This is a genomic window from Anaerocolumna sp. AGMB13020, from assembly GCF_033100115.1.
Classification (GTDB): domain Bacteria; phylum Bacillota; class Clostridia; order Lachnospirales; family Lachnospiraceae; genus Anaerocolumna.
Map to the genome: position 1 here is coordinate 1782826 of NZ_CP136910.1, position 22135 is coordinate 1804960.

16 protein-coding genes are annotated in these 22135 nt (G+C 42.4%); 5 read left to right on the forward strand and 11 right to left on the reverse strand.

Annotation, left to right across the window (positions count from 1 at the left end):
* Window positions 1-8 precede the first annotated feature (8 nt).
* Entirely contained in the window at window positions 9-869 is an 861-nt protein-coding gene (locus tag R2R35_RS07060) for a helix-turn-helix domain-containing protein (RefSeq protein WP_317733800.1), read from the forward strand.
* 15 nt (window positions 870-884) lie between these two features.
* On the opposite strand, the gene R2R35_RS07065 is transcribed toward R2R35_RS07060, so the two are convergent.
* The 6 genes from R2R35_RS07065 to R2R35_RS07090 all read right to left on the reverse strand — a co-directional run bounded on the left by R2R35_RS07065 (window position 885) and on the right by R2R35_RS07090 (window position 8879).
* The gene (locus R2R35_RS07065; RefSeq protein ID WP_317733801.1) at window positions 885-2399 is read right to left on the reverse strand and encodes a GH39 family glycosyl hydrolase; all 1515 of its coding nucleotides are present in this window, start codon (window positions 2397-2399) and stop codon (window positions 885-887) included.
* 60 nt (window positions 2400-2459) lie between these two features.
* Complete coding sequence (locus R2R35_RS07070) at window positions 2460-3377, reverse strand: carbohydrate ABC transporter permease (RefSeq protein ID WP_331670250.1); 918 nt, start codon at window positions 3375-3377, stop codon at window positions 2460-2462.
* A 12-nt stretch (window positions 3378-3389) separates the two neighbouring features.
* Window positions 3390-4352: an ABC transporter permease gene (locus R2R35_RS07075; RefSeq protein WP_033167189.1), complete on the reverse strand. Its 963-nt coding sequence runs from the start codon at window positions 4350-4352 to the stop codon at window positions 3390-3392.
* 77 nt (window positions 4353-4429) lie between these two features.
* Window positions 4430-6124, reverse strand: coding sequence for an extracellular solute-binding protein (locus tag R2R35_RS07080; RefSeq protein WP_317733802.1), 1695 nt, complete (start codon window positions 6122-6124; stop codon window positions 4430-4432).
* 430 nt (window positions 6125-6554) lie between these two features.
* On the reverse strand, window positions 6555-7520 hold the full coding sequence (locus tag R2R35_RS07085) for an endo-1,4-beta-xylanase (RefSeq protein WP_317733803.1): 966 nt from the start codon (window positions 7518-7520) through the stop codon (window positions 6555-6557).
* 528 nt (window positions 7521-8048) lie between these two features.
* Window positions 8049-8879: a helix-turn-helix domain-containing protein gene (locus R2R35_RS07090; RefSeq protein ID WP_317733804.1), complete on the reverse strand. Its 831-nt coding sequence runs from the start codon at window positions 8877-8879 to the stop codon at window positions 8049-8051.
* 202 nt (window positions 8880-9081) lie between these two features.
* Here R2R35_RS07090 and R2R35_RS07095 point away from each other — a divergent pair, with 202 nt between their 5' ends.
* The 3 genes from R2R35_RS07095 (at window position 9082) to R2R35_RS07105 (ending at window position 12257) form a co-directional block, all read left to right on the forward strand.
* Window positions 9082-10137 (forward strand): Gfo/Idh/MocA family protein, encoded by a 1056-nt coding sequence (locus tag R2R35_RS07095; RefSeq protein WP_317733805.1) that lies wholly within the window; start codon window positions 9082-9084, stop codon window positions 10135-10137.
* 286 nt (window positions 10138-10423) lie between these two features.
* Window positions 10424-11146 carry a ThuA domain-containing protein gene (locus R2R35_RS07100; RefSeq protein ID WP_317733806.1) on the forward strand — a complete coding sequence of 241 codons (723 nt, stop codon included), beginning with the start codon at window positions 10424-10426 and terminating at the stop codon, window positions 11144-11146.
* Between the two features lie 10 nt (window positions 11147-11156).
* Window positions 11157-12257, forward strand: coding sequence for a Gfo/Idh/MocA family protein (locus R2R35_RS07105; protein WP_317733807.1), 1101 nt, complete (start codon window positions 11157-11159; stop codon window positions 12255-12257).
* 729 nt (window positions 12258-12986) lie between these two features.
* Here the strand turns inward: R2R35_RS07105 and R2R35_RS07110 are convergent.
* The 4 genes from R2R35_RS07110 to R2R35_RS07125 form a co-directional block, all read right to left on the reverse strand.
* The gene (locus R2R35_RS07110; RefSeq protein WP_317733808.1) at window positions 12987-14642 is read right to left on the reverse strand and encodes a response regulator transcription factor; all 1656 of its coding nucleotides are present in this window, start codon (window positions 14640-14642) and stop codon (window positions 12987-12989) included.
* A gap of 81 nt (window positions 14643-14723) precedes the next feature.
* Window positions 14724-16577, reverse strand: a complete 1854-nt coding sequence (locus R2R35_RS07115) for a sensor histidine kinase (RefSeq protein ID WP_317733809.1) — start codon at window positions 16575-16577, stop codon at window positions 14724-14726.
* A gap of 32 nt (window positions 16578-16609) precedes the next feature.
* Window positions 16610-18157, reverse strand: a complete 1548-nt coding sequence (locus tag R2R35_RS07120; RefSeq protein WP_317733810.1) for a glycoside hydrolase family 43 protein — start codon at window positions 18155-18157, stop codon at window positions 16610-16612.
* A gap of 35 nt (window positions 18158-18192) precedes the next feature.
* Window positions 18193-19857, reverse strand: coding sequence for a glycoside hydrolase family 43 protein (locus R2R35_RS07125; RefSeq protein ID WP_317733811.1), 1665 nt, complete (start codon window positions 19855-19857; stop codon window positions 18193-18195).
* Between the two features lie 193 nt (window positions 19858-20050).
* On the opposite strand from R2R35_RS07125, the gene R2R35_RS07130 reads away from it, so the two are divergent.
* Entirely contained in the window at window positions 20051-20830 is a 780-nt protein-coding gene (locus tag R2R35_RS07130) for a helix-turn-helix transcriptional regulator (RefSeq protein WP_317733812.1), read from the forward strand.
* Between the two features lie 146 nt (window positions 20831-20976).
* Here the strand turns inward: R2R35_RS07130 and R2R35_RS07135 are convergent, their stop codons facing one another.
* The gene (locus R2R35_RS07135; protein WP_317733813.1) at window positions 20977-22098 is read right to left on the reverse strand and encodes an alpha/beta hydrolase; all 1122 of its coding nucleotides are present in this window, start codon (window positions 22096-22098) and stop codon (window positions 20977-20979) included.
* Window positions 22099-22135: the final 37 nt, after the last annotated feature.

Here is a 22135-nt window from a genome sequence, read left to right on the forward strand (position 1 = left end):
ATATGGATATGTCATTTGATACAATGGTTCCTATTCAGAGCGACTTGCTCTGTTATCATAACACCACTATTCCGGAAGACCAAAGTACCAGCAATCTTTCATATCATCGGCATAATGCCTATGAGATTTATTTTTTTCTTGGTGGAAATGTAAAGCTTTACATTGAACACTCCTGCTACCAGCTGGTTCCGGGGGATCTTTTTCTGATCAGCCCTGACCAGCTTCACCGGAGTGTATGTCTGGATTCAACTACCTATGACCGGACAATCATCAACCTGAAAGAGCCTGTGCTGCGAAAACTTTCCAGCAGTCGTACAGATCTCTCCTCCTGCTTTCATGCTGGTTCGGCAGAATATGCCAGACATATTCACTTAAACACCACTGCAAAGAAGCAGTTCCTGAATCTTAACGGACTGCTGAACTTTGCTATGAAACAGACGGAATTCGGTCATGACGTTCTGACAAACGCATATCTGACCCAGCTCCTGGTCTTTATAAACGAACATTACTATCACAGTACAAGCGTAAAAGAACGCAATATCATGCCGGAGCTGATCAGCCGGGTCATGGTGTATATTTCCGAGCACCTTACCGAAGAGCTTACCCTTTCCCGCCTGTCTCAGATGTTTTATCTAAACGGAACCTATATCAGTTCCCAATTCAAGCACCACACGGGACTAACCCTCCGCACCTATATTCTTGACCAGAAGATAACTTTTGCCAGGAAATTGCTGCTGGAGGGCTACAGTGTTTCGGAAACCTGCTCACTGGCAGGTTTCTCTGATTATGCAAACTTTATACGTTCCTTTACCAATCTTACCGGTATATCTCCCGGTAAATATTACAAACAATACCGAAATCTGCACTGAACCGGATTGCTTTTCCTATAGCTGAGCTCCTTTTATCAGCTCTTCCCGGAAGCCTCTGTCAGGATTTCTGGTAATCTTTTTCAACTCAAAATAACATATTGCATTGTCTGACAGGATAATCTGTATTTCAGCGGTCTGCTCCTGCACAGTAACTGTTTTTGTTGCTGTGTAAGGCTGGCTGCATTCACGAAGGAGTTCCAGCTGTTCTTTGGAGGGATTGGCTGGATTTCCAAGATTGATCCAGTCTTTTAAAGGGTTACAGGTATTTTCGTCTACCAGCTTTGTCACCAGCAGATATTCACCGTTATCTGTCTCAATACGGAGGTCTAGGATAAGCTCCTCCTTATCGCCCTCTTCTACGGGATTCCAGCAGATTCCTCTGAGATTTCCCTCCCCATCCCTGGTTACCACATACTGCTTTCCTCTTGCAACTGCCTGCCCCTGAAGCTTTTGAAAAAATAAAAACGTATAAAACGTAGGTTTTGGTATCATACCATTTGCCAACAGGCCAAAACCACCGGAAAAAGGTGTATAGGCAACCCCTGCTTCCTCAAAAACATCACCAAAGGTCCAGTAGGAATAGGAAGCACAGACATCACCCATTTCATTTAAGAGCCCGGCAACATATGCTGCATTCAGATTGGTATCATGGATCGGGTTTAAGGGTGTATAGGACGTATTGAATTCCGTAATATGCATTTCCATACCGGCATATTCAGAAAAACTGTCAATAATATCTCTGCTGGTACGGAGTTCAGATAGAAAAACTTCCTGGCTTCTTAATTTTTGGTAATCATAATGCCCTTCTCTGACAGGCATTTCCGTTGCATAAGCATGCCTGGTGACAAAATCCAGTGGGGTCTTGTGCTCTGAGCAAAAAGCAAGGAACAGACTCAGCCAGCGTTCATCATCCACACCGCAGATAGCAGGACCTCCGACTCTTAACTGGACATCACATGCTTTCACGGCCTTACTGGATACTTCATACAAGCGAAAATATTCCTGCATATCTGCACCCTTCCAGAATCCCGGAAGGTTCGGTTCATTCCAGACTTCAAAGAGCCAGGTTCTTACCTCTTCTATACCATAACGGGAAATCCAGTGATTAATGGTAGCCTTTATCAATTCTGCCCATTTACCATAATCGGAGGGTGGCGTAACATTGCCTTTCCAGTAAAATATGGTCTGGCTGCCAGAGGCCAGTTTTTCCGGCATAAATCCCAATTCCACAAAAGGTTTCAATCCCAGGGAAAGATAATCGTCAAATACCATATCCACATAAGTGAAATTATATTCAACCTTTTCCACTCCATCCTCCTCATAGGTCTGATAGATAGCCATATCATCACAGAATAGTCCATGACCTCGGATATAGGAAAAGCCTATTTCTTTTTGTACCTTCTCAAGCTGCTTGTGGTATTCGTGTCTTAAAGCCAGATTCATGCGCCCTGTGCCGATGCAGTAGCAGGCTTTGTTATGAAAGGGTACACTGTCGTCTTTCTTTATTCGTACATCTATCTGTTTATCCATTTTCTACTCCTCAATGTAATACTCACTCTATTAAAGCACCTGATGCTTTCGTATCTCTTATTATTCTTTTACACCTCCGATGGTAAGCCCTGTCACGAAATATCTTTGCAGGAAAGGATACAGGGCAACAATGGGCAGACAGGTCAGAATGGTCGCTGCCGCACGTACGGAAGTAGTGGTAACCTGCGTACTGGTTCCCGCTACTCTGGAAGTATTGGCATCTCCACTTAGCTGGCTGACGGAAGACAACAGCTTCATAAGCTCATACTGAAGGGTGGTAAGGTTCTCATTCATACGATTATAAAGCATAACATCAAACCAGGCATTCCACTGTCCTACGGCAATGAACAATGCTACGGTTGCAAATACCGGCATACATAAGGGAACAATGATTTTTCGAAAAATAGTAAAGTATCCGGCACCATCCATCATAGCCGATTCCTCCAGACTGTCCGGCAGGCCGTTCATATATGTACGGATAACCAGCAGGTTGAAGGCACTAACCATACCTGGAATAATATACACCCAGAAACTGTTGGTAAAGCCCAGGCTCTTATTCAGCAAAAATCCTGGTATCAGACCACCGTTTATATACATGGTCATTACATAGAGCACAGAGATGGGTTTGGCAAAAATAAAATTCTTTCTGCTGATAACAAAGGCAATCAAAGCGGTTACAGAAAGCTGCAATACGGTACCAACCACTGTTCTTAGCACCGATATATACAGACCTGTTACCATACTCTCTTTGTGTAATACGGTCTTATAATTTTCAAGCGTCCATTTACGGGGCAGTAGATGGATTCCTCCACGAAGAGAATCGATGGCATCGTTAAAGGAAATTGCCAGGGTATTAATGATTGGATATATGGTCACAATAACGAATATGGTCAGAATCAGACCGATAATACCTGTATATATAAGGTTCTTTATTTGAAATCTCTTTTTTTTCTGATACATTACTTTTGATGCTCCCATGGTTCTTCCCTCCTAGAAAAGTCTTTCTTCCCCGGCTGCTTTTGACGCCGAATTGGCCAGAACAATCAGAAGGATACTGACAAGACTCCTGAAAATACCAGCTGCCGTACCGAGGGAATAATCCGTCTGGCTGATACCATACCGTAGTACATAGATATCGATTGTCTGGGATACGCTCTGAATCAGTCCGTTGGTGAGCAGATATTGAATTTCAAATCCTGCATTCAATACGTTACCGATATTAATCAGTAATAAGATAAAAATTGTTGGTTTAATGCCTGGAAGGGTAATGTGCCACATCTTCTTTAACCTTCCGGCACCATCTATGGATGCTGCCTCATACAGATCCGGATTAATGGCTGTAATAGCTGCCAGATAGATAATACTGTTCCAGCCTGTTTCTTTCCATACATTGGTAAAACCTACAATCCACCAGAAAAATCCCTTATAAGTGAAAAAGTTAATGGGAGCATTCAGGATATGTAATTTCACCAATACTTCATTGATAATACCATTATCCACGGAAAGCGCATCCTGCAGGATACCGCATACAATAATCCAGGACAGGAAGTGGGGCAGATATGAAACGGTCTGCACAAATTTCTTAGGCCCTTTATGTACTACCTCATTGAGAATCAAAGCGAAACCTATGGCAAATACCAGCTGCAGCACCAGATTTATAATTCCCATTGCAAAGGTATTCCGAATGACTCTGATAAAATCAGGATTATTAATAAAGAGGAACTTAAATTTATCCAGACCGACAAATTTCGAATGGAAGAATCCGTTAACCGGCTTATAATTTTGAAATGCCATAACCCAGCCGATTAAAGGTATATAATTAAATATCAATACATATATGACGAAAGGAAGGGATAACAACACCAGTTCCTTTTGTTTCACGATTTCCTTCCAGGTTATTTTAACCCTGGCCTTTTCGATCGGTCCTTCTTTACTGCGTTTTCTTAAAGCCATTGTTAGTACCATACTTTCTTTTAAAATAGAGCAGGCAGCGCGGATCTACATCCAGCTGCCTGCTCGCAGCTTACAGGTTATTTGGCGGGTCTTACATCTTTACCCTGAACCTTTTCAATACGGTTATATACTTCTTCCTGCATTTCTTTTAAGAAATCTTCCGGTTTGCAGGCATTGTAAGCATCCATGTATTTATTCCAGGATTCATCGAAATCACCTGCGATAACTACCTGGGGCAGATATTCCTGTTTTGTATCGCCCATTTTGGTCCAGGCAAGACCTCCTGGTGTCTCGGTCGTTAAATTGTTGGAGAAAGACCACATAGGATACCAGGGCTGTTCCATACCATCTATTTTATTGTAATCCAGCATTTCCACATAAGTCTTTGCTCCATATGCGGTAAGGCATTCCTGTACCTCTGCCGATAAACCTTCAAAGAATTCAGAGGGCTGAGTATCAGGTGTCATTGCATTCTTTCCGTCAGGGTTCATACCTGAGAAATTAGGGAAATATCCGTAAGCGGAAAGATTAGAAGCCTTGTAGTCTGCATTAACAGCATTATCTCTCATTTCCTGGGTCCTGTAGTAGAGTCCGTCATCTCCTACCAGGTAATCCGTTCCTTCAATACCCCAGCTGCGCAGAGTCACGATTTCAGGATCCAGCAAATCATTGACGAACTGAAGAGCACCTTCCACATCCTTGCAGCTTGTTGTAATACTTAAGCCTCCGGTAAGAGCCATTGCTTCATTGGCAGCATAGTACTGCTCCTGCATACCGGGATCAATGGTAATTCCTAAGGGAACATATGTACAATCATTGAGTTTTTGTGTCTTAATCGCTTCTTCCGCGGTATTAAAATCCCAATGCTGTTCTACCATACAAAGTACACGTCCGGAGGAAACCTTCTCTAAGAACTGGTCGTGGTTCATTGTCATAAATTCCTGATCAATGATACCTTTTTTATATTCCTCGTTCAGCTTCTGGAAATATCTCTTTGCGGTAGGTGTTGTATTGTAATCGATAACTTCAAAGGTGGAAGGATCCACAATAACAGATCCGTTGTTAGGATGTCCGTCCAGGAACTGAGGCGGATTCTCAAGGCAGAAATAATACCAGTCATAAGCCAGGATCTCAAAAGGAATAACAGAGGAACCATCAGCCATGGTAGGATTTGCTGCATAATAATCTCCCAGGAGCTTGAACAGTTCATCCAGGGTTTCGATCTTAGGGTAATTAGCCCATTTTAATACTCTTGTCTGTATCCAGAATGCTTCTCCGTTATTCTGGGTATCCATGAGTTTTTCATTGATCTTGCCAAACTGAGGAATGGAATAGATATGGCCGTCAGGCTGTCTTAAGGAGTTCCACTGGATTTCATTCCAGAAATTCTTGATATTTGGATATTTATCCAGATAATCATCCAGCGCTACCAATGCTCCTGCATCATAAAGCTGCTGTGTATAGTTGATAAAATCCGGATACTCACCGCTGGCAATGAGCATACCCACTGCTTCTTCTGCGGTCTGCCCAGTTAACCAGGTTTCTTTGCATTTCGCCCCAATTTTTTCTGCAATTAAATCCTGTACAACATTGTTCTTATTGAGTTCTGTTCCCTGTCTGTCGAAAAAGGCCGTGAACTCCTTGATTTCTTTTGCTGCCCCACCGGTTTCAGTAGAATTTTTACTGTTTTTGTCATCGTTTTTTCCACATCCTGCAAATAATGCGGTTACCAGCATGACACACATCAAAACTGCTATAAAACGCTTTTTCATAACAATCCTCCTAAGATTTTTTCACTTCCGTGATAACTATATTTTAGCATTTCTGCACAACACATTAATCATACAAACTTCATATAAAACCACCACAAAGTATATATGTACAATTTAAATATACTATTTTATATTTTTCTATGCATTTTTTTAATTTTCAATGAAGCTTTCCTATTTGCTTTTATCATAAGTTTACTGCCGGAATTCAGAATCGGAGCTGTTAAATAAATGCAAAACGGTAAGAAATCTTCTGTCTTTCCTTTCATGCACTGCCTGAAAGATAGGTTGCTGATTTTGTGTGCAGAGAACAGTTTATGTCGTAGCACACGAAATCCGTAATGGTTCTTTCAGCCGGTGTAGAAGAAATACAAAAGGCTTCTTACCGCAAAATTGCCTAAAATGAAACAGCTTCTGTAAGTACTGTTCTTTGTTAGAAATTCATAATCCGATAAAAAGCTTCTTTGGGATTATGATCTTCATCAAAGAGCAGCGGCCAGTTCTTTCTGCCTCTTTCTGGAAAATTATCCAGCCAGGTGCTGTCATCTGCAGCCCCCCATAAGGTTACACTGTCTATGACCTCCCTGTATTCCCTGAATAATTTAAAGTAATTGTCAAAAACAACCGCCAGTTTCTCCAGGATGTCCCCGGAAGGTTTATCAAGCCTGCTTCTGTCGTTAAACTCAAACAGGGATATATCCAGCTCGGTTATGTGCAGCCGGACACCAAGAGAAGCATACATTTCTATGGTTTCTCTTACTTCCTCCAGGGAAGGTCCGTAAATATTCCAATGGCACTGCATTCCAATGCCGTCGACGGGTACTCCCCTTTCCTTCATGCCTTTCACAATTCGAAAGATCTTACTTCGCTTATCCGGATTCGTTTCATTATAATCATTGTAAAATAATTTACAATCCGGAAGTATTTCCCTTGCTGCCATAAAGACCTCATCCATATACCCTTCACCAAGAATCTCAAGCCATTTGCTCTGGCGCAGAATCATATCCTGTTTGTCTTCAATAGCCTCATTAACCACATCCCAGCAGCTGATCTGTTCCTTATACCTTCCGCCAAGCATCGCCATGTGATTTCGAATTCTCTTCAACAACCCGGCCTTGTCCGTGTCCTCAAACACCCAGTGGGGCGTCTGATTGTGCCAGACAAAGGTATGCCCCCGCATTGTCAGATTATTTGCAGCAGCAAATTCTGCTATCATGTCCGCAGACTTAAAATCATAGAAATCCTTCCCAGCTGTTACACTGGCATATTTCATTTCATTTTCACAGGTAATGCTGCTGAAATGTTTCTTGATCAGGTCTCCGTGGCTGACCACTGTTCTTGCACTGACAGCTGTCCCTACTTCAAAATAATCTCTGTACTTTTCTTTTAAGCTCTCCATCATAACCTCTTTTCTGAATAGCCAGTCTTCCTCGGATATTCATTATTTATACTGGTGAGCGTATGTATTACAGACCTATTCGAAACTGCATGCACCGTTCTTACCCTCCATGGGAACCTGCTGCAATTTACTTCACGTTGTACTGCTGCGTTATTAAATATTTCTTTATTCTGAGTGTATCCGATAATTATACTGTACCCTGTGAATGTTCCACTTTGCAGTGTAGCGATGCAAAATACGGCAGGGGAGAATTTAAGGCAATGAGGTTACATTCCCAAAATGTAACGCAGCCCTGCTCCAATACAAAGCCTTTCAAACGGTGTAATATATTTCAGAGGCTCAGAATAAAGTGGAGATTTGGCCGGTGCGAGTTCTTCAAATACTCCTCGTAACTCATACAGCCCATAAACAGCATAATAAAATAAAAACAGAATATCCTCTCATCAATAGCTGCCTGCTAATCATATTTTGCTATTTTAAATATAGGAAGATAGCGATTCTCAAAAGAGTTCCTGCCTGATTCCCGTTTTATCCTATTGTAGAATTGTGATCGTTATGGTGTAGATGTAAGCGTTTTTTTCGATACTCTCTGGGCTGACAGTCACAAAGCAATTTGAATTCCCGGTTAAAGGTTCTTGAATTCTCATAGCCGCACATCAGGCTGATGGTTAAAATATCATGACCGCTGCCCTGTAACAGCAGCTTGGCATAATCAATCCGAAGGGTATTCAGATATCCGGAGAAGGTGGTGTGAAGCTTCTCGCTAAAAATTCGGGATATACTGTATCTGCTGATGCCAAATCTTTTTGCCAGTGAATCCAGAGTGACCTGCTCCGTATAATTTTCCGATAAATAGGTAACAAGCTGTGCCGTTATGTCGGGTGAATTGCTATCCCGGTTCTTAACAAGTTTCAAAGCCGGCAGTGCCCTTGCCAGAATCAGCTGTATATATGCACTGATTACCGGTATATCATCTGCTATATCCGGGCGGGTTTTCAAAAGGGAAACAATCCCATAGACGATATCGGGATGTATGCCACCGGTCAGAAAAGGGATAGCCGGATGATTTGCCATTAAAACAGACATAAAATCCCCACCCATAGCCGCAGGGCATAGAATCAGCGTTCCTTTGGAGGAGCCTGCCGCTCTTACGGTTTCATAACCATGTATCCGGTTAGGAAAAACGATACTCAGTTCCCCTTCCTTAAGCACCTGGCTGGTGTTCCCTACCGTTATCTCCATTTCCCCCTTTTGTACCAGAAACAATTCCAGTCCTCCATGCAAATGTGCCGGAAAAGTAAAGTCATCCAATACCTGGAATAAAAATCTTTCCGAATTGCTTTCATAAAATATTTTCATAGTTTCCCCTTTCCCTTAGTCCCTTTCGGTCTGCCAGACAAAGAAAAATAACAGAACGGCAGGTTTTGTTTAAGGATTCATCCCAGTCAGTTGTAAACCGCAATAATTGTCTAATATTTTATCTCCGTTGGCAAGTATTATATCATATCAAATGCTATAATACTATTAGCTTTTACTTATAGAATCGGGAGGAAAATTACTTATGAAATATAAAATGGCCATAATCGGTTATGGCGGTATGGGTAGCTGGCATGCAGAAAATGTCTCATCCAGAATACCTGATCTAATGGTGAAGGGGGTACTTGACATTCAGCAGAGCGCCTGTGAAAAAGCAGCCGGACAGAACCTGTATGTCTATTCCGATCTCAAGGAGCTCCTTGCAGACGGTGAAATAGATCTGGTCACCATTGCGACCCCAAATAATTTTCACAAGGAATATGCTCTTGCACTTTTGCAGGCAGGAAAGAATGTTATTTGCGAAAAACCGGTTACCATGAATGTCCGGGAATTGGAAGAAATCATGGAAGCAGCAGCGTCCAGCGGTAAAATATTCTCCATCCATCAGAACCGCCGTTGGGACAAGGATTTTGTGATAGTTAAGACCATTCTGGAACAGCAAACCATAGGAAACCCCTATTTCATAGAAAGCCGTGTCCAGGGATCCAGAAGGGCTATGTATGGCTGGAGGGGTCATAAGGTAAACGGAGGGGGTATGGTCCTTGACTGGGGTGTCCATCTTTTAGACCAGTTCCTAATCCTCATAGATTCACCGGTAGTATCCGTACAGGCTCACCTGTTCAATCTATATTCAGACGAAGTAGAGGACAATATCAAGATTCTGCTGCGTTTTCAGAACGGCGTTTCCGCCCTCTGTGAAATGTCCACCAATTGTCTTATCAACAACCCCCGCTGGCACATTTCCTGCATTGACGGTACCGCTGTAATTGAAGACTGGAGCTGTAAGGGTAAGCTGGTCAAGCTGAAGGCGGATTCTGAAATGACCTGGAGCGAGGACATTGTTTACACCGAAGCCGGTCCTACAAGAACAATGGCCCCAAGGCCCGAGTATACCACGGAAGTACTTGCTTTACCAGAGGTAACGTCGGATTGGAGTGATTACTACCAGAACATTGTTGCCGTTATGGAAGGACGGGAAGCTTTGATTGTCAAACCGGAACAGGCTCTGAGAGTCATGAAGGTAATCGAAAAGGTCTTTGAATCAGAAGCCTCCGGTAAAGGCATCAGCTGTCTTATATAGCAGAGGAGATCTTATGAGAGATTAAATAAAATACTTAAAGATTACTGGAGAGTCAAAAGTAATGGTTGACTTTTGACTCTCTAGGAAGATTATTTATGTATAATAAATATCATTATTATGAGATTTCTTTTATTATGAAACATTTTAGAATTACAGTAATCAAGCAACACTGCCGGGACAAGTGGCAGACTGTTGAAAAAAATCCAGAAGAAAGGTTGCCGTTAAAAGCCTGGCAATAATTCGTCAGGCGGCAATACCGCAGGATCTCCTGCGATATGGGTATCATATGAAAAAAGCATTGATTTTCCAGGGTGGCTGGGATGGACATGAGCCGGTTCTGGTCTCCGGTCGTTTTGCAGAACTATTAAAAAAGAACAATTACGAGGTAAGAATAGAAGATAATCTGGATTGTCTGTCCGATGCAGAAGAATTAAAGAAACTCGATTTGATTGTCTCCTGCTGGACCATGGGTGAAATAGACCATAAATACGTCGTAAATCTCTCGGAAGCAGTAGGTTCTGGCGTAGGCCTTGCAGGCTGCCATGGCGGTATGTGTGATTCCTTCCGCCAGAATACAGAGTGGCAGTTTATTACCGGTGGACAGTGGATAAGCCATCCGGGAGGCGACGGAATCGATTATACCGTTAATATCTGTCATGGTTCCAGCCCTATTACAGAGGGACTTACGGATTTTCCTGTTTGCAGTGAGCACTATTATCTCCATATAGATCCTGCTGTTGAGATTCTGGCTACCACCAGATTCCCTCTTGTCAATTATTACCACATTTCCAACAAACCGGTGGATATGCCCGTAGCTTGGACAAAATACTGGGGTAATGGCAGAGTATTCTATACCTCCCTGGGTCATCACGATGATGTATTCGATAAGTCCCCACAGGCCCAGGTCTTAATGGAACGTGGAATGCTATGGGCAGGAGAGGGAAAGCAATATGCACTTGACCACGGTCTTACCACTGAGCGATTTATAAACAATGCCAAAATGTATTAAGGAGGAAGCCATGCTAAAAATCGGAATGGTCGGTGTCGGTGACATAAGCGGCATCTATTTAAAGAATTTAACCCAGCTGTACAAAGAAGTGGAACTGGTTGCCCTTTGCGATCTGGTAAAGGAAAAGGCTGAGAAAGCCAAAGAAGAGTACCACATACCCAAGATCTATGATACCATGTATGAATTATTTGCAGATAAAGAAATCGACATTGTACTGAATCTTACAAGGCCCTATGAGCATTACCAGGTAAGCCTTGAGGCGTTAAAAGCTGGCAAGCATGTTTATTCCGAGAAACCTCTGGCTGCCACCTATGCCGAAGGACTGGAGCTTGTAAGAACAGCACAGGAAAAACAGCTATACCTGGGAGGCGCTCCCGATACCTTCCTGGGAGCAGGAATACAGACCTGCAGAAAGCTCATTGATACCGGTTTTATTGGAAAACCCATCGGAGCAGCAGCGTTTATGATCTGCCGCGGACATGAAAGCTGGCATCCAGATCCTGAATTCTATTACAAGCACGGCGGCGGCCCCATGTTCGATATGGGTCCCTATTATCTCACTGCCTTGACAAACCTCCTGGGAGGTATCCGTTCTGTAACCGGACTTGCAAGAACTTCCTTTACAGAGCGTACAATCACCAGCAAAGCAAAAGCCGGAGAAAAAATCCAGGTGGAGGTTCCCACCTATACCACCGGTATACTGGAATTTGAAAACGGAGCCATCGGAACCCTCTTCACCACCTTTGACGTACATTATAAAGGCCAGGCCAGACTGGAAATCTACGGCTCGGAAGGAACCCTGCTGGTTCCCGATCCGAATACCTTTGGCGGTCCAATCTCCCTCTTAAGACAGGAGGAAGGGGACTATAAAGAAATCCCCCTACTCTTTGACTACGCGCAGAATAGCCGTGGACTTGGGCTTGCCGATATGGCAAAAGCCATTGAAACAGGTCGTGCTCCCAGAGCCAGCTATCACCAGACCCTTCATGTACTGGAGGCCATGGAAGCCTTTGAGACCAGCAGTAAACGCCGTTCAGCCGTTGATCTGGAGTCTGTCTTCAGTCGTGAGAACCCCATGGAAGCCCATCCTGTAACGGGTATTCTACTATAAGTCTCACTTTTAAAGCAACAAAATAGCAGGCTGTACCACTGTAGTTACAGACGAACTGATTACTACTACTGGCTACAGCCTGCTTAGTAAAAGAAAAAGCTCACTTCTTCTCTCCCCAGACGCATACCCTTTCTTCTCTATAATATGGTTAGTGCTTACGAAGTCTGCTTCAACATGAAGTAAGCCCAAATCCATTCCTTAAAATATGGATTCAAGCTTCCAAAAGCCATTCTTCAAACATGATTCAGGTTTACAAAGGCTATTCTTTAAATATAATTCATACTTACAAAAGCCATTCCTTAAGTCATGATTAAGCATATAAAAGCCATTCTTTAATATATAAATCAAGCATACAAAAGCCATTCTTATAAATATGATTCAATCTTCCAAATCCATACTTTGAAATGATTTAACTTCCAACAGCCTTACTTCCAATGATCCAAGTTTCTAAAAGTCTTTCACTAAATACACAGGCAAAAGGTACAAACCAGAAGAACGAATGCGCCTATGGAAAGGTATTAGAAGTCCTTTTCTCTGGAAATATTGTGCTATATTATCAAACAGATTGTCTGAGCGAAGCGAGTTATCTGTTTGATAATATGTCCAGCACAAAATTTCCAGAGAATTAGGACTTCTTATACCTTGGAATTGAAGCATACGTTTTCTGGTTTGTACCTTTTGCCGTCCCCTTGCCATAACCCAGCCTTTTTATACTTTCCTATAGCTTTTCTACGCTTCTTTAAGTGCCTCATAATTCCTCTTCCTAAACCTTGCCGGTGTAACCCCATAAATCCCCTCGAACTTATTAATAAAATACTCCATATTTTTATACCCCACTTTTTCCCCTATCTCATAGACCTTTTCATCCGTTCGCAGCAGCATTTCTGCCGCCTTTCGGATACGGACACCATTAATATATTCCTTAAAGGAACAGCCATAGCTTTTCTTAAAGATCTGCCCAAGATAAGCACTGTTGAGGTAATATTTCTCCCCCAGGGATTTCAGACTTATATTATCAGAATAATTGGTTTCAATTTCAGCTTCGATCTGGCACATGACTCCCCTGGCGGAATTCTGTCTTAATTGTACAAGATAATCTGAGTAATCCTCCGCAAATTTTCGGAATTTATGCTCATTAATCCAAGGCATTCCAGACGAGAAAGCCGCTTCCTGAATATAGCTCATAACCTCTTCCTGGTTAATATCGGTTTCAATCTCGTAAGCTAAACCCAGAAGTCTGTACAGGTAGTACTGAATATTGAGACCGATAAGCTCTGTATCAGTGCATTTATCCATCATCCGTCGGTAAAGGCTTCCGGCATTTTCTCTGATAAAGGTCTTATCACAGGTCTCAATTCCATGAATCAGGCAGTCCAGCTCTTTCCTGTAATACTCCTCCTGAGAATTCTTCTTTTGATTCCTTACCAGATTCTTCGGCTGTGATTTCCTAACACCGCTGCGGTTTACGGCTTCCTTCTCAACCTTCTGGTAGAAACGGAAGAAACGCATCATAGAGGCTTCCTTAAAGGAGTCTGCAAGTCCTTCTATTCCAGAAACCCAGCTGCCCGCGCAGGCAACGATATCATATCCCAATCGCTCCTTTAATTCTTTCACTAACCAGTCAGACCATTCCTCATCCTCTTTACCTCCGGTCATAAAGCTACTGTAGAGTATTCCGATGTCATAACATACGGCATGTTTTGTAGCCCCAAATATTATCCGGTCGGAGTAATTCTTAAGGAGGAGGCCAGCATAGCTGTAAAGCTTCCTGTGCTGTTCCTTTTTCTTATCCTCGGACAGTGCCATAAAATTTTCATCGGATAGACAGATTTCCAGGTGAATATATCGTACTTCTCCTTCCGGCTGCAATCTTGTTCTGGCATAATTCAGGTTGATCTCATCATAATTCCCCCATAATAAAGCCAGGAGATTCCGATCCAGATAGGCTTTTTCACAGATATTACGGTTTCTAAGTCCGCCCGTTTCTTCCTCAATACTGCTTCGTATTCTCCGAAGGATATTCAGCAGTTCTTCCCTCTGAATGGGTTTTAAGACATAGTCGCTGCACCCCCACAATATAGCGGATTTCGCATACTGAAAATCATAGAAACCACTCAGGAATACAAACTTTGCCTGGGATAGCTTCTTTTCCTTCAGATGCCGGATCAGTTCTATCCCCGTCATATCCGGCATCTTGATATCCGAAATAACCAGGTGGTATTCCTCCCTTGAAAGCTTCTCGATTGCTTCAATTCCATTTTGTGCTTCACCAGCTATGATAAAACCTTCTGCTTCCCAATCAATAAGTGCCGCCAGTCCTTTACGGATGAATGGTTCGTCATCCACCAAAAGAACCTTCAGTAACAGATCTTTCTCTTCCTCCATAATGACCTCCCCCTTTTTGGCAAACCAGTACAAAGAATTATAAGTCACTGTAAACGGCTGTCTCTCCAGCCGAATTACCAATTAATTCCTAGTCTTTGTACCAGCCTGGTTTCTGTCCATATAATCCGATGGTATTCGAATAATAATACAGGTTCCTTCTCCCGGTTCACTCTCTATTAAGATACGGGTTCCCTCTCCGCAGAATTTTCTCAGACGGATACTGGCATTCAGCATACCAAGACTCCCTGATTTCTGCAATTCCTGGATTCCAGCTTCATTCAGCCGCTTTTCATATCTCCTTACCTGTACTTCGTCCATTCCGATTCCTGTATCTTCTATTTCCAGATAGAAATATCCATCTTTTTCATATCCTGATAAAAAGATAGAACCGTTATGTCCAGGCCTGTTCAATCCGTGAACGCAGGAATTTTCAACAAAAGTTACCAGCACCAGGCTTGGTATCCTTAAGGAATAGAATTGTTCCTCCAACTTGATTTTATAATGAAACCCTTCACCATAACGATACTTCTGCAGTTCCAGATAATCCCTGGTAAATCCGATTTCCTGTTCCAGGGTAATGTTATCCGTTCCCCAGTCGGCACTTTTTCGCATTAGCTTCGCAAGGCTTTCAATCATACTGGAGGTTTCTTCTTCTCCTTTTAGAACACTGTGCATCCGGATACTCTCCAGCACATTAAACAGAAAATGTGGGTTGATCTGGCTGGAAAGTGCCTGTAATTCTGCTTGCTGTCTTGCCATTACCAATTCCTGCTGCTCTAATTTACTTTTTAATTCATTTTCTATAAAGGTCTTCATTCTAAGTGTCATATGATTGTAATTGACCAATAAGTCTCCAATCTCATCCTTTCCATCTCCGTAAGGTAACAGTTCAAAGCTCTCATTCCTTACCTTTTCCAGATACTCCCCTAAAAGCAGTATTCTTCTGGTTATGGAGTTACTGAACAACGCCAGCATAACAGCAGGTATCAGGGCATCTGCCAGAAAAAGCACCGACATCAGCCAAAGATTTCTTTTCAGATAGGCCATGAAATCCACCTTATAACCGGTAACATATACCTCCCAGTCAATGCCGTAAACATTAAACTTACGGGTAGCCTGGACATCCTTCCTGTCATTAAGGGTGCTCTCCGGATAATCATTCTGAGGATTCCCCGCTTCCGAATCACTGGTAAATATAATTCTGTCCAGATTGCACAGATAAACCTTTGTATCAAAGGCCAAACTGTTAATGGATTCATTGATCTGATTATAATTGAGATCCAGTTTTACAATCTTCTCTCTTTCCTTTACACCAAGATAATTAAGCTTGCGGATAACCGATATCATTCGTTTCTTGCTATTGATATTCTGAGTATTCTGATAATAGGGATAAACATATAGATCCGTGTTTGCCTCTTTGAATTTCTGATACCATTCTTCCTCCTGTATGGTATCTATCCGATAATATTTACCCCCGTTAATCATAGTTGCATTATCGGAATAGAAAGTAATATCATTGACCAAATGCTTGGTACTTGCATAAAAAACATAATTGTCAAAGACTTTTCTGTAATTTTCAAAATAAGCACTGTCCGTTTCGTAATTTCTTTCAAGAAAATCATTTATAGAAGCACTGGTATATAAATCTACCGTTACATAGACTGCACTTTCCAGGGCTTTTACGATGTCATGACTAACGGAATCCGCAATATTGTTAATATTTATATTTCGTTCATTGATATACAACCGGAAGCTGCTCCCTAAAAGGATCAGGTTTGTTACCACTGTGGGCAGAAGAACACACAATATATAAACATAAGTGATTTTTCTCTTTATCTTTTTGTTATTCAGTATTTTCAGAAGGCTCTCAAAAACATTGTGCCGCCATTTCCTGCTCCTGATGGCTAAGCTGACCAGCTTTTCCAAACTCTTCATAAGCGCCTCACATATCTGCTTAAACGACTCTGTTAACAGTGAAAGGTAAACTGTCTGAAATCAGCTGTTCCTCCTGTAAACCTGGTGGAATAGCAGAATAGTCCTACCCTGGCTCCGGTAAAGTGATCCAGTCGGAAATGCAATTTCTGCGTAATACCAAGTCTGCACCACTCCTGCCCCCTTAAATAATAAAAATCAGCTTCATCCTTACCATTTTCAAAATTACTGATAATTTTAAGAGTAGCCTGGCTGCCATTGATAGGAATCCTCTCATATTCCCTTCCGGGATTTTTGTCTCCGCCTTCCGGTCCCCATATGCTTTCATCCCTGGTCAGCTCTTTCCCTGTCATTACCAGATAATAGTTTTCCTTTTCCTTCGTCAGGGCTATGTAACCGTAACATCCCTGTAAGACACAGATTCCTGCAAAGTCACCGTCCTTTAGGCCGCTGCCGCAGACTGTTACACTCGTTTCACTGACAGGTCCCATAAGTCTCTGGGTAAGTGTATTAACAGCAAGTAAAACATTGGGACTGAGCTTGCCGGTACGGATACGATAAGCTTCCGGCTCTTCGGTTACCGACCAAAGACTGTTATCCGGTGTATGATTAAACTGCCATACCTTCTTTAAATGTATCCTCCCGTCTTCCTCTGGCAGATATTTAAAATCATCACTCTCTGCCAGCGGCTTATATCGGTACTCCGGTCTGGTGCTTGGTACTTCTATCTTAAGAGGAACCTTTCCATCTACTCCAAATACCGGAAAATCCTGTTCCCAATACACCGGCACCAGTACGGGTATCCGGCCAATGGCACCATGATCCTGAAAGAGCATTCCATACCATTCTCCCTCCGGTGTATCAACGATACCTCCCTGAGCAACTCCGGCATTGTGGTAGCCCATATCATCATCCAATACATCTCTCCCTGTAAATTCACCCTCAAGGGAATCAGACATAAGGCAGCATTCTGTTCTTCTTTTCGTCCCTTCCGCCAGCCAGTGTATGAGAAATACATAATATTTACCATTGATCTTATAAATATGAGCTCCCTCATAACCCAGATTCACTTTCCCGGTATCGGTGGCAAGAATTCGGTGTAAACCACCTTCTTTCGGGGCAGTCAGTTCCTCATTCAGCTCAGTAAGATAAAGGGTTTTGTTTCCATATACGATATACACTCTGTCATCCTCATCAAACAATAAGGAACAATCATGATAAAATCCATCAATATTCTGCTTGCTCCAGGGTCCCTTAATATCCCTGGCAGTGTATAGATACGTTTTTCCCGTATCATTGGCAACAAAACATACATAAAAGATGCCTTTATGAAAGCGGAGGGAAGCTGCCCACATTCCTTTGCCGTAGATGCTTTTGTTTTCTTCCAGGCATTGTCCCGGTGTATTATCCAGGGACTCATAGACATAACTCTCCATCTCCCAGTGGACCAGATCGTAAGACTTTAATATGGCACCGCCAGGCATAAAGTGCATGGTGGTGCTGATCATGTAATAGGTGTCTTCTACTCTGATAACGTCAAGATCCGGATAATCGGACCATATAATAGGATTCTTATTGAACATCTTCCTGTCCTGCCTTTCCATCCCTGCGGATTCTCTTATTGAAAGTACCAGTAATCCAGCTCATAACCTTCTCCGGTAAATACGAATACCAGATCATGTTTGCCGGTTATCTTTTGAGTAAGCTCTGTACTGATTTCTTTGAACTCTCCCGAAGTATCCGCTTCTATGGGAAGGTATCCGACGATATCACCATTTGGTCTGTCGAGCCTTATCTGAATTCCTCCCTGCTTTCCCTCCTGAGCTCTGACTGCGACAGTAAAGCTCTCAGCTCCTTTTTCTGTGAAGTCGGCTCCGTATACAGCAAGCCAGCTTCCTTCTTTCATATCTGCTACAGCCATGTTTCCAGTGCCGCTCCGCTCTCCGTTTTCCTCCAGGAGAACCGTAGTAATGCCGGCCATGGTTCCAATGGTCTCGGCTTGTGTTCTCTCAAAAGGATTCAAGCTTCCTACCTGCGCAACGCCGCCTTTCGTGGCAGTGATTTTCTCAATCGTTCCATCCTCCCCTACTGTTACCGGATCGATATGAGTACAGCGGTAACCACCCTTTATCTTTAAAAGCTCTTCCAAGATCTGTGTATGGTAAGTTATGTACATCTGATCCTTGAAACGGAACATACAGTGATGGTTGTTGCCGTAACAGCCGAAGAAAATTCCGGGATTCTTAAGGATGGAGCCTTGAAGGGTAAAGGGTCCCAAAGGATTCTTACTAGTCATATATACAATTTCTGCACTGGCAAACCCTAAGGTATCCGTTGCCTCCTGGTCTACGTTCCAATTAGAACAATAAGAATAATAATAGGTATCCCCAATCTTATTGATTCCCGAATCTTCAAACAGATAAGGAATATCAAGGGATACCGGATCACCGGCAAGACTTATCATATCATCTCCCAGTTGTACCGCTCTGCCCGTACCTGGGTTTGCAAAATTCTCTCCGGGAATGCCTCCTCCGAAATAGAGATACGCCTTGTTATCATCATCCACCAGTACAGCCGGATCAAACAACCAGGCAACATTGGCACAATTGGGTGTGGAGCGGGATACAAGGGCATGACCCAGTGGATCTGTAAAAGGCCCAATGGGACTATCCGCCGTCAAAACACCAATACCATTCCCGCCATTGGCAAAATACAAAAAGAATTTTGGTTTACCATCTATTTCTTTATAGGCGGCTGCCGGTGCCCAGGAATTATTTCCCCATTTAGCTGCTCCCAGAGAGCCTGCCGCTTTGATGGCACCATGATCCGTCCAGTTGACCAGATCTGATGAAGAAATAACGTTTATGGTGTTTATTTTGCCGAAGCTGTTATTTTTCGCCTTTTTATCAGCGCCATATTCTATTACATCCCCCGTCATATAGATATAAACCCTGTCCTGATATACAAGGGCATAGGGATCAGCTCCCAGTCTCTGGGTCATTAGCGGATTCTTGTTACCAAAGCTCTTAAGAGCTCCTTTTAATGTGATATCCATTTCTTCAGTCAATTTCTTCTCCTCCGTATTCTGGCTTTTCTCCTCCTCAAGGTCCTTTTCTATGTCTTCTTCTTCATTTTGTCCATCGTTTAAAAGGTCTTTTGATTCGGTCCTGTCTGCGGCCATTTCTCCTCCCTGGTCCAACCTGCCTCCGCTGCAAGCCGTAGTAGCCAGAAGCAGCATAAACAGTGGAATCCAGACTATCAAAGCTTTTCTAATTTTTTTCATTCTAACCTCTTTCGTGAATATCAAATCTATTGATTTGATATTCTTGAATATGTAGTTGAAAAGATCGCGGCACGGCAGTCATACTTTCATTATAAGTACTTGATTGCCATACCTCAATGCTGTATAATTGCATATAGTTGATATATTCTTTGAAACTGTATCATTCAATTATTTTTTTGAGGGAGAAAATAATATGTACATACACCATATAGCTCTGGATTGCATCCATGGCAGCGATTTTGTAATGGAACGCCCCAACGGCCTGATAGATTACCTGTTTTTATATATTCAAACGCCGAGCACATTAGTAATTGACGATCGTGTATATACCATAAACGTTCCTTCTGCCATTTTAATAAACAGCAATACTCCTCACAAATATTTCCCCACAGGACTGACTTATATGGATGATTACCTGCATTTTGCTGTGAAGGATAAAAATGCTTTCATGAACGAATTGCTCTTTCCTTTGAATGTACCGGTTCATATTTCAAAGGATAGTCTTATCCATTCCATCCTCAGCCATATTCAGCAGGAGGATACCCCCAGCAACAAATATTCCAGCCGTATCACTACTCATCTCATTTATATTTTACTTATAAAAGTAGGTGAGCAATGGGACATTATGCAGCAGAAAAATACCGGACTTCCTCATTATAATGACCTCTTATCTGTCCGCAGCCAGATACTGAATTCTCCCGAAAAAGTATGGACTGTTGAAGAACTTGCAGAAATGGCTCATTTATCCCATGCTTATTTTCAAGTAATGTATAAAAAAGCTTTTGGCGTGACTTGTATTACGGATGTAATCAATACCAAGATTGCTCAGGCCAAAGTTCTTCTGACTTCAACGGATCTGTCTGTCAAGCAGATTTCACAGGAATTAAGCTATAATGATGTCTACCATTTTATCCGTCAGTTCAAGAAAAGCACCGGTCTGACTCCGGGGGCTTTTCGCAAGAAATTGTATTGATCCGATGAGGTCAGAAAAAATATTGTTTACAGAAGACCGCTCCCTGTAACATATATGAGCCACTAATACAAACTCAGCAAAAACACCGTTTAGGCAGAAAACTGCAAATGGTGCATTTAAAATGGTGCATTCAGAATGGTTCTGTTTCAATGAAATACAAGCTGTGCAAAATGATAAAAGCCAAGGTACCAGACATTAAAATCATGTCCTCCTCCCTCTACCTCTCTCCACAAGTAATTCTTTCCTTCGGTGAACTTATCTGTCAGTTCCGTAATATGGTCTACTGCAGCGGTTGAACTGGGCCAGGCAATACCGTCTGAGGTACCGCAGATATTATAAAAATAGTTGATGTCAAAATCCTCGAATTTTTCCAGTGCTTTTGCTGTTACTGCCGAGGTATTGGTCGTCGGGCAGGCAGAAAAGGCACCAAAATAACTTATAATATCAGCATTCTCACACAACCCGATGTTGATGGTCTGCATCCCTCCCATGGACAGACCTGCCATTGCACGGTGGTCTCTTGCTTCTGTCAGATCATAACCTTTTGCATCATACTTCCCATAGGTCGCATAATTGGCCTCTATATAGGGTATCAGATCATTCTTAAGTTCCTGACCGAACAGATAAAAAGAGTTATGATCAGAGGCAGTATCCGCAAAATTAACGGAAGAACGTCCATTAGGTACCACCACCAGAAAGGGTTCAATATCCCCATAGCCTATCAGATTATCCATGATGCATTTCACAGTGGAGGTATCTTGAAACATTCCCCATTCCTTCTCATTTCCACCAATACCATGCATCAGATACAAAACATTATATTGCTTTTTCTCATCATACCCCTTCGGCAGATAGACATACGCCGGTTTGGTCACCGGTTCACCATTCCCATAATAATCCTTTGACTCATATGTAATCTGACTTATTGTTCCTCCATTTTTCGATAATGCTGTATATTTTCCTGGTATACGATCGCTGAGAGAAGCTTTTTCATCACTGTCCTCCTCCTGTGCTTTCTTACGCTCTTTTTCTGCTGCCTCGGAGTCCTTGATCGCTGCTGCTTCTGCTGCTATGGCTTCTGGTATTCCTGTTGCCTCCTTGTTATTGTCTTCTTCCTTTGGGGATACAGCCTCTGTAGCCGGTAACTCTGCATTTTTAACCTTATTGGTATGTTTCTCTTCTGCTTTATCGGTACCTTTACCGGAGCAGGAAACTGCCAAAAGGTTGATTATTAGCAGCCCCAAAATAATAATTCCTGATTTTTTCATAGTTGTTCCCTCCTTTTTATTATAGAATAGAATGTTT

Excerpts from the sequence above, each read along its gene's own strand:
- R2R35_RS07115 (WP_317733809.1), bottom strand. The coding sequence starts at position 16,577 with ATGAAGAGTTTGGAAAAGCTGGTCAGCTTAGCCATCAGGAGCAGGAAA.
- R2R35_RS07100 (WP_317733806.1), top strand. The coding sequence starts at position 10,424 with ATGAAAAAAGCATTGATTTTCCAGGGTGGCTGGGATGGACATGAGCCG.
- R2R35_RS07070 (WP_331670250.1), bottom strand. The coding sequence starts at position 3,377 with ATGGGAGCATCAAAAGTAATGTATCAGAAAAAAAAGAGATTTCAAATA.
- R2R35_RS07110 (WP_317733808.1), bottom strand. The coding sequence starts at position 14,642 with ATGGAGGAAGAGAAAGATCTGTTACTGAAGGTTCTTTTGGTGGATGAC.
- R2R35_RS07095 (WP_317733805.1), top strand. The coding sequence starts at position 9,082 with ATGAAATATAAAATGGCCATAATCGGTTATGGCGGTATGGGTAGCTGG.
- R2R35_RS07125 (WP_317733811.1), bottom strand. The coding sequence starts at position 19,857 with ATGAAAAAAATTAGAAAAGCTTTGATAGTCTGGATTCCACTGTTTATG.
- R2R35_RS07065 (WP_317733801.1), bottom strand. The coding sequence starts at position 2,399 with ATGGATAAACAGATAGATGTACGAATAAAGAAAGACGACAGTGTACCC.
- R2R35_RS07120 (WP_317733810.1), bottom strand. The coding sequence starts at position 18,157 with ATGTTCAATAAGAATCCTATTATATGGTCCGATTATCCGGATCTTGAC.
- R2R35_RS07090 (WP_317733804.1), bottom strand. The coding sequence starts at position 8,879 with ATGAAAATATTTTATGAAAGCAATTCGGAAAGATTTTTATTCCAGGTA.
- R2R35_RS07085 (WP_317733803.1), bottom strand. The coding sequence starts at position 7,520 with ATGGAGAGCTTAAAAGAAAAGTACAGAGATTATTTTGAAGTAGGGACA.
- R2R35_RS07075 (WP_033167189.1), bottom strand. The coding sequence starts at position 4,352 with ATGGCTTTAAGAAAACGCAGTAAAGAAGGACCGATCGAAAAGGCCAGG.
- R2R35_RS07135 (WP_317733813.1), bottom strand. The coding sequence starts at position 22,098 with ATGAAAAAATCAGGAATTATTATTTTGGGGCTGCTAATAATCAACCTT.
- R2R35_RS07130 (WP_317733812.1), top strand. The coding sequence starts at position 20,051 with ATGTACATACACCATATAGCTCTGGATTGCATCCATGGCAGCGATTTT.
- R2R35_RS07105 (WP_317733807.1), top strand. The coding sequence starts at position 11,157 with ATGCTAAAAATCGGAATGGTCGGTGTCGGTGACATAAGCGGCATCTAT.
- R2R35_RS07060 (WP_317733800.1), top strand. The coding sequence starts at position 9 with ATGTCATTTGATACAATGGTTCCTATTCAGAGCGACTTGCTCTGTTAT.
- R2R35_RS07080 (WP_317733802.1), bottom strand. The coding sequence starts at position 6,124 with ATGAAAAAGCGTTTTATAGCAGTTTTGATGTGTGTCATGCTGGTAACC.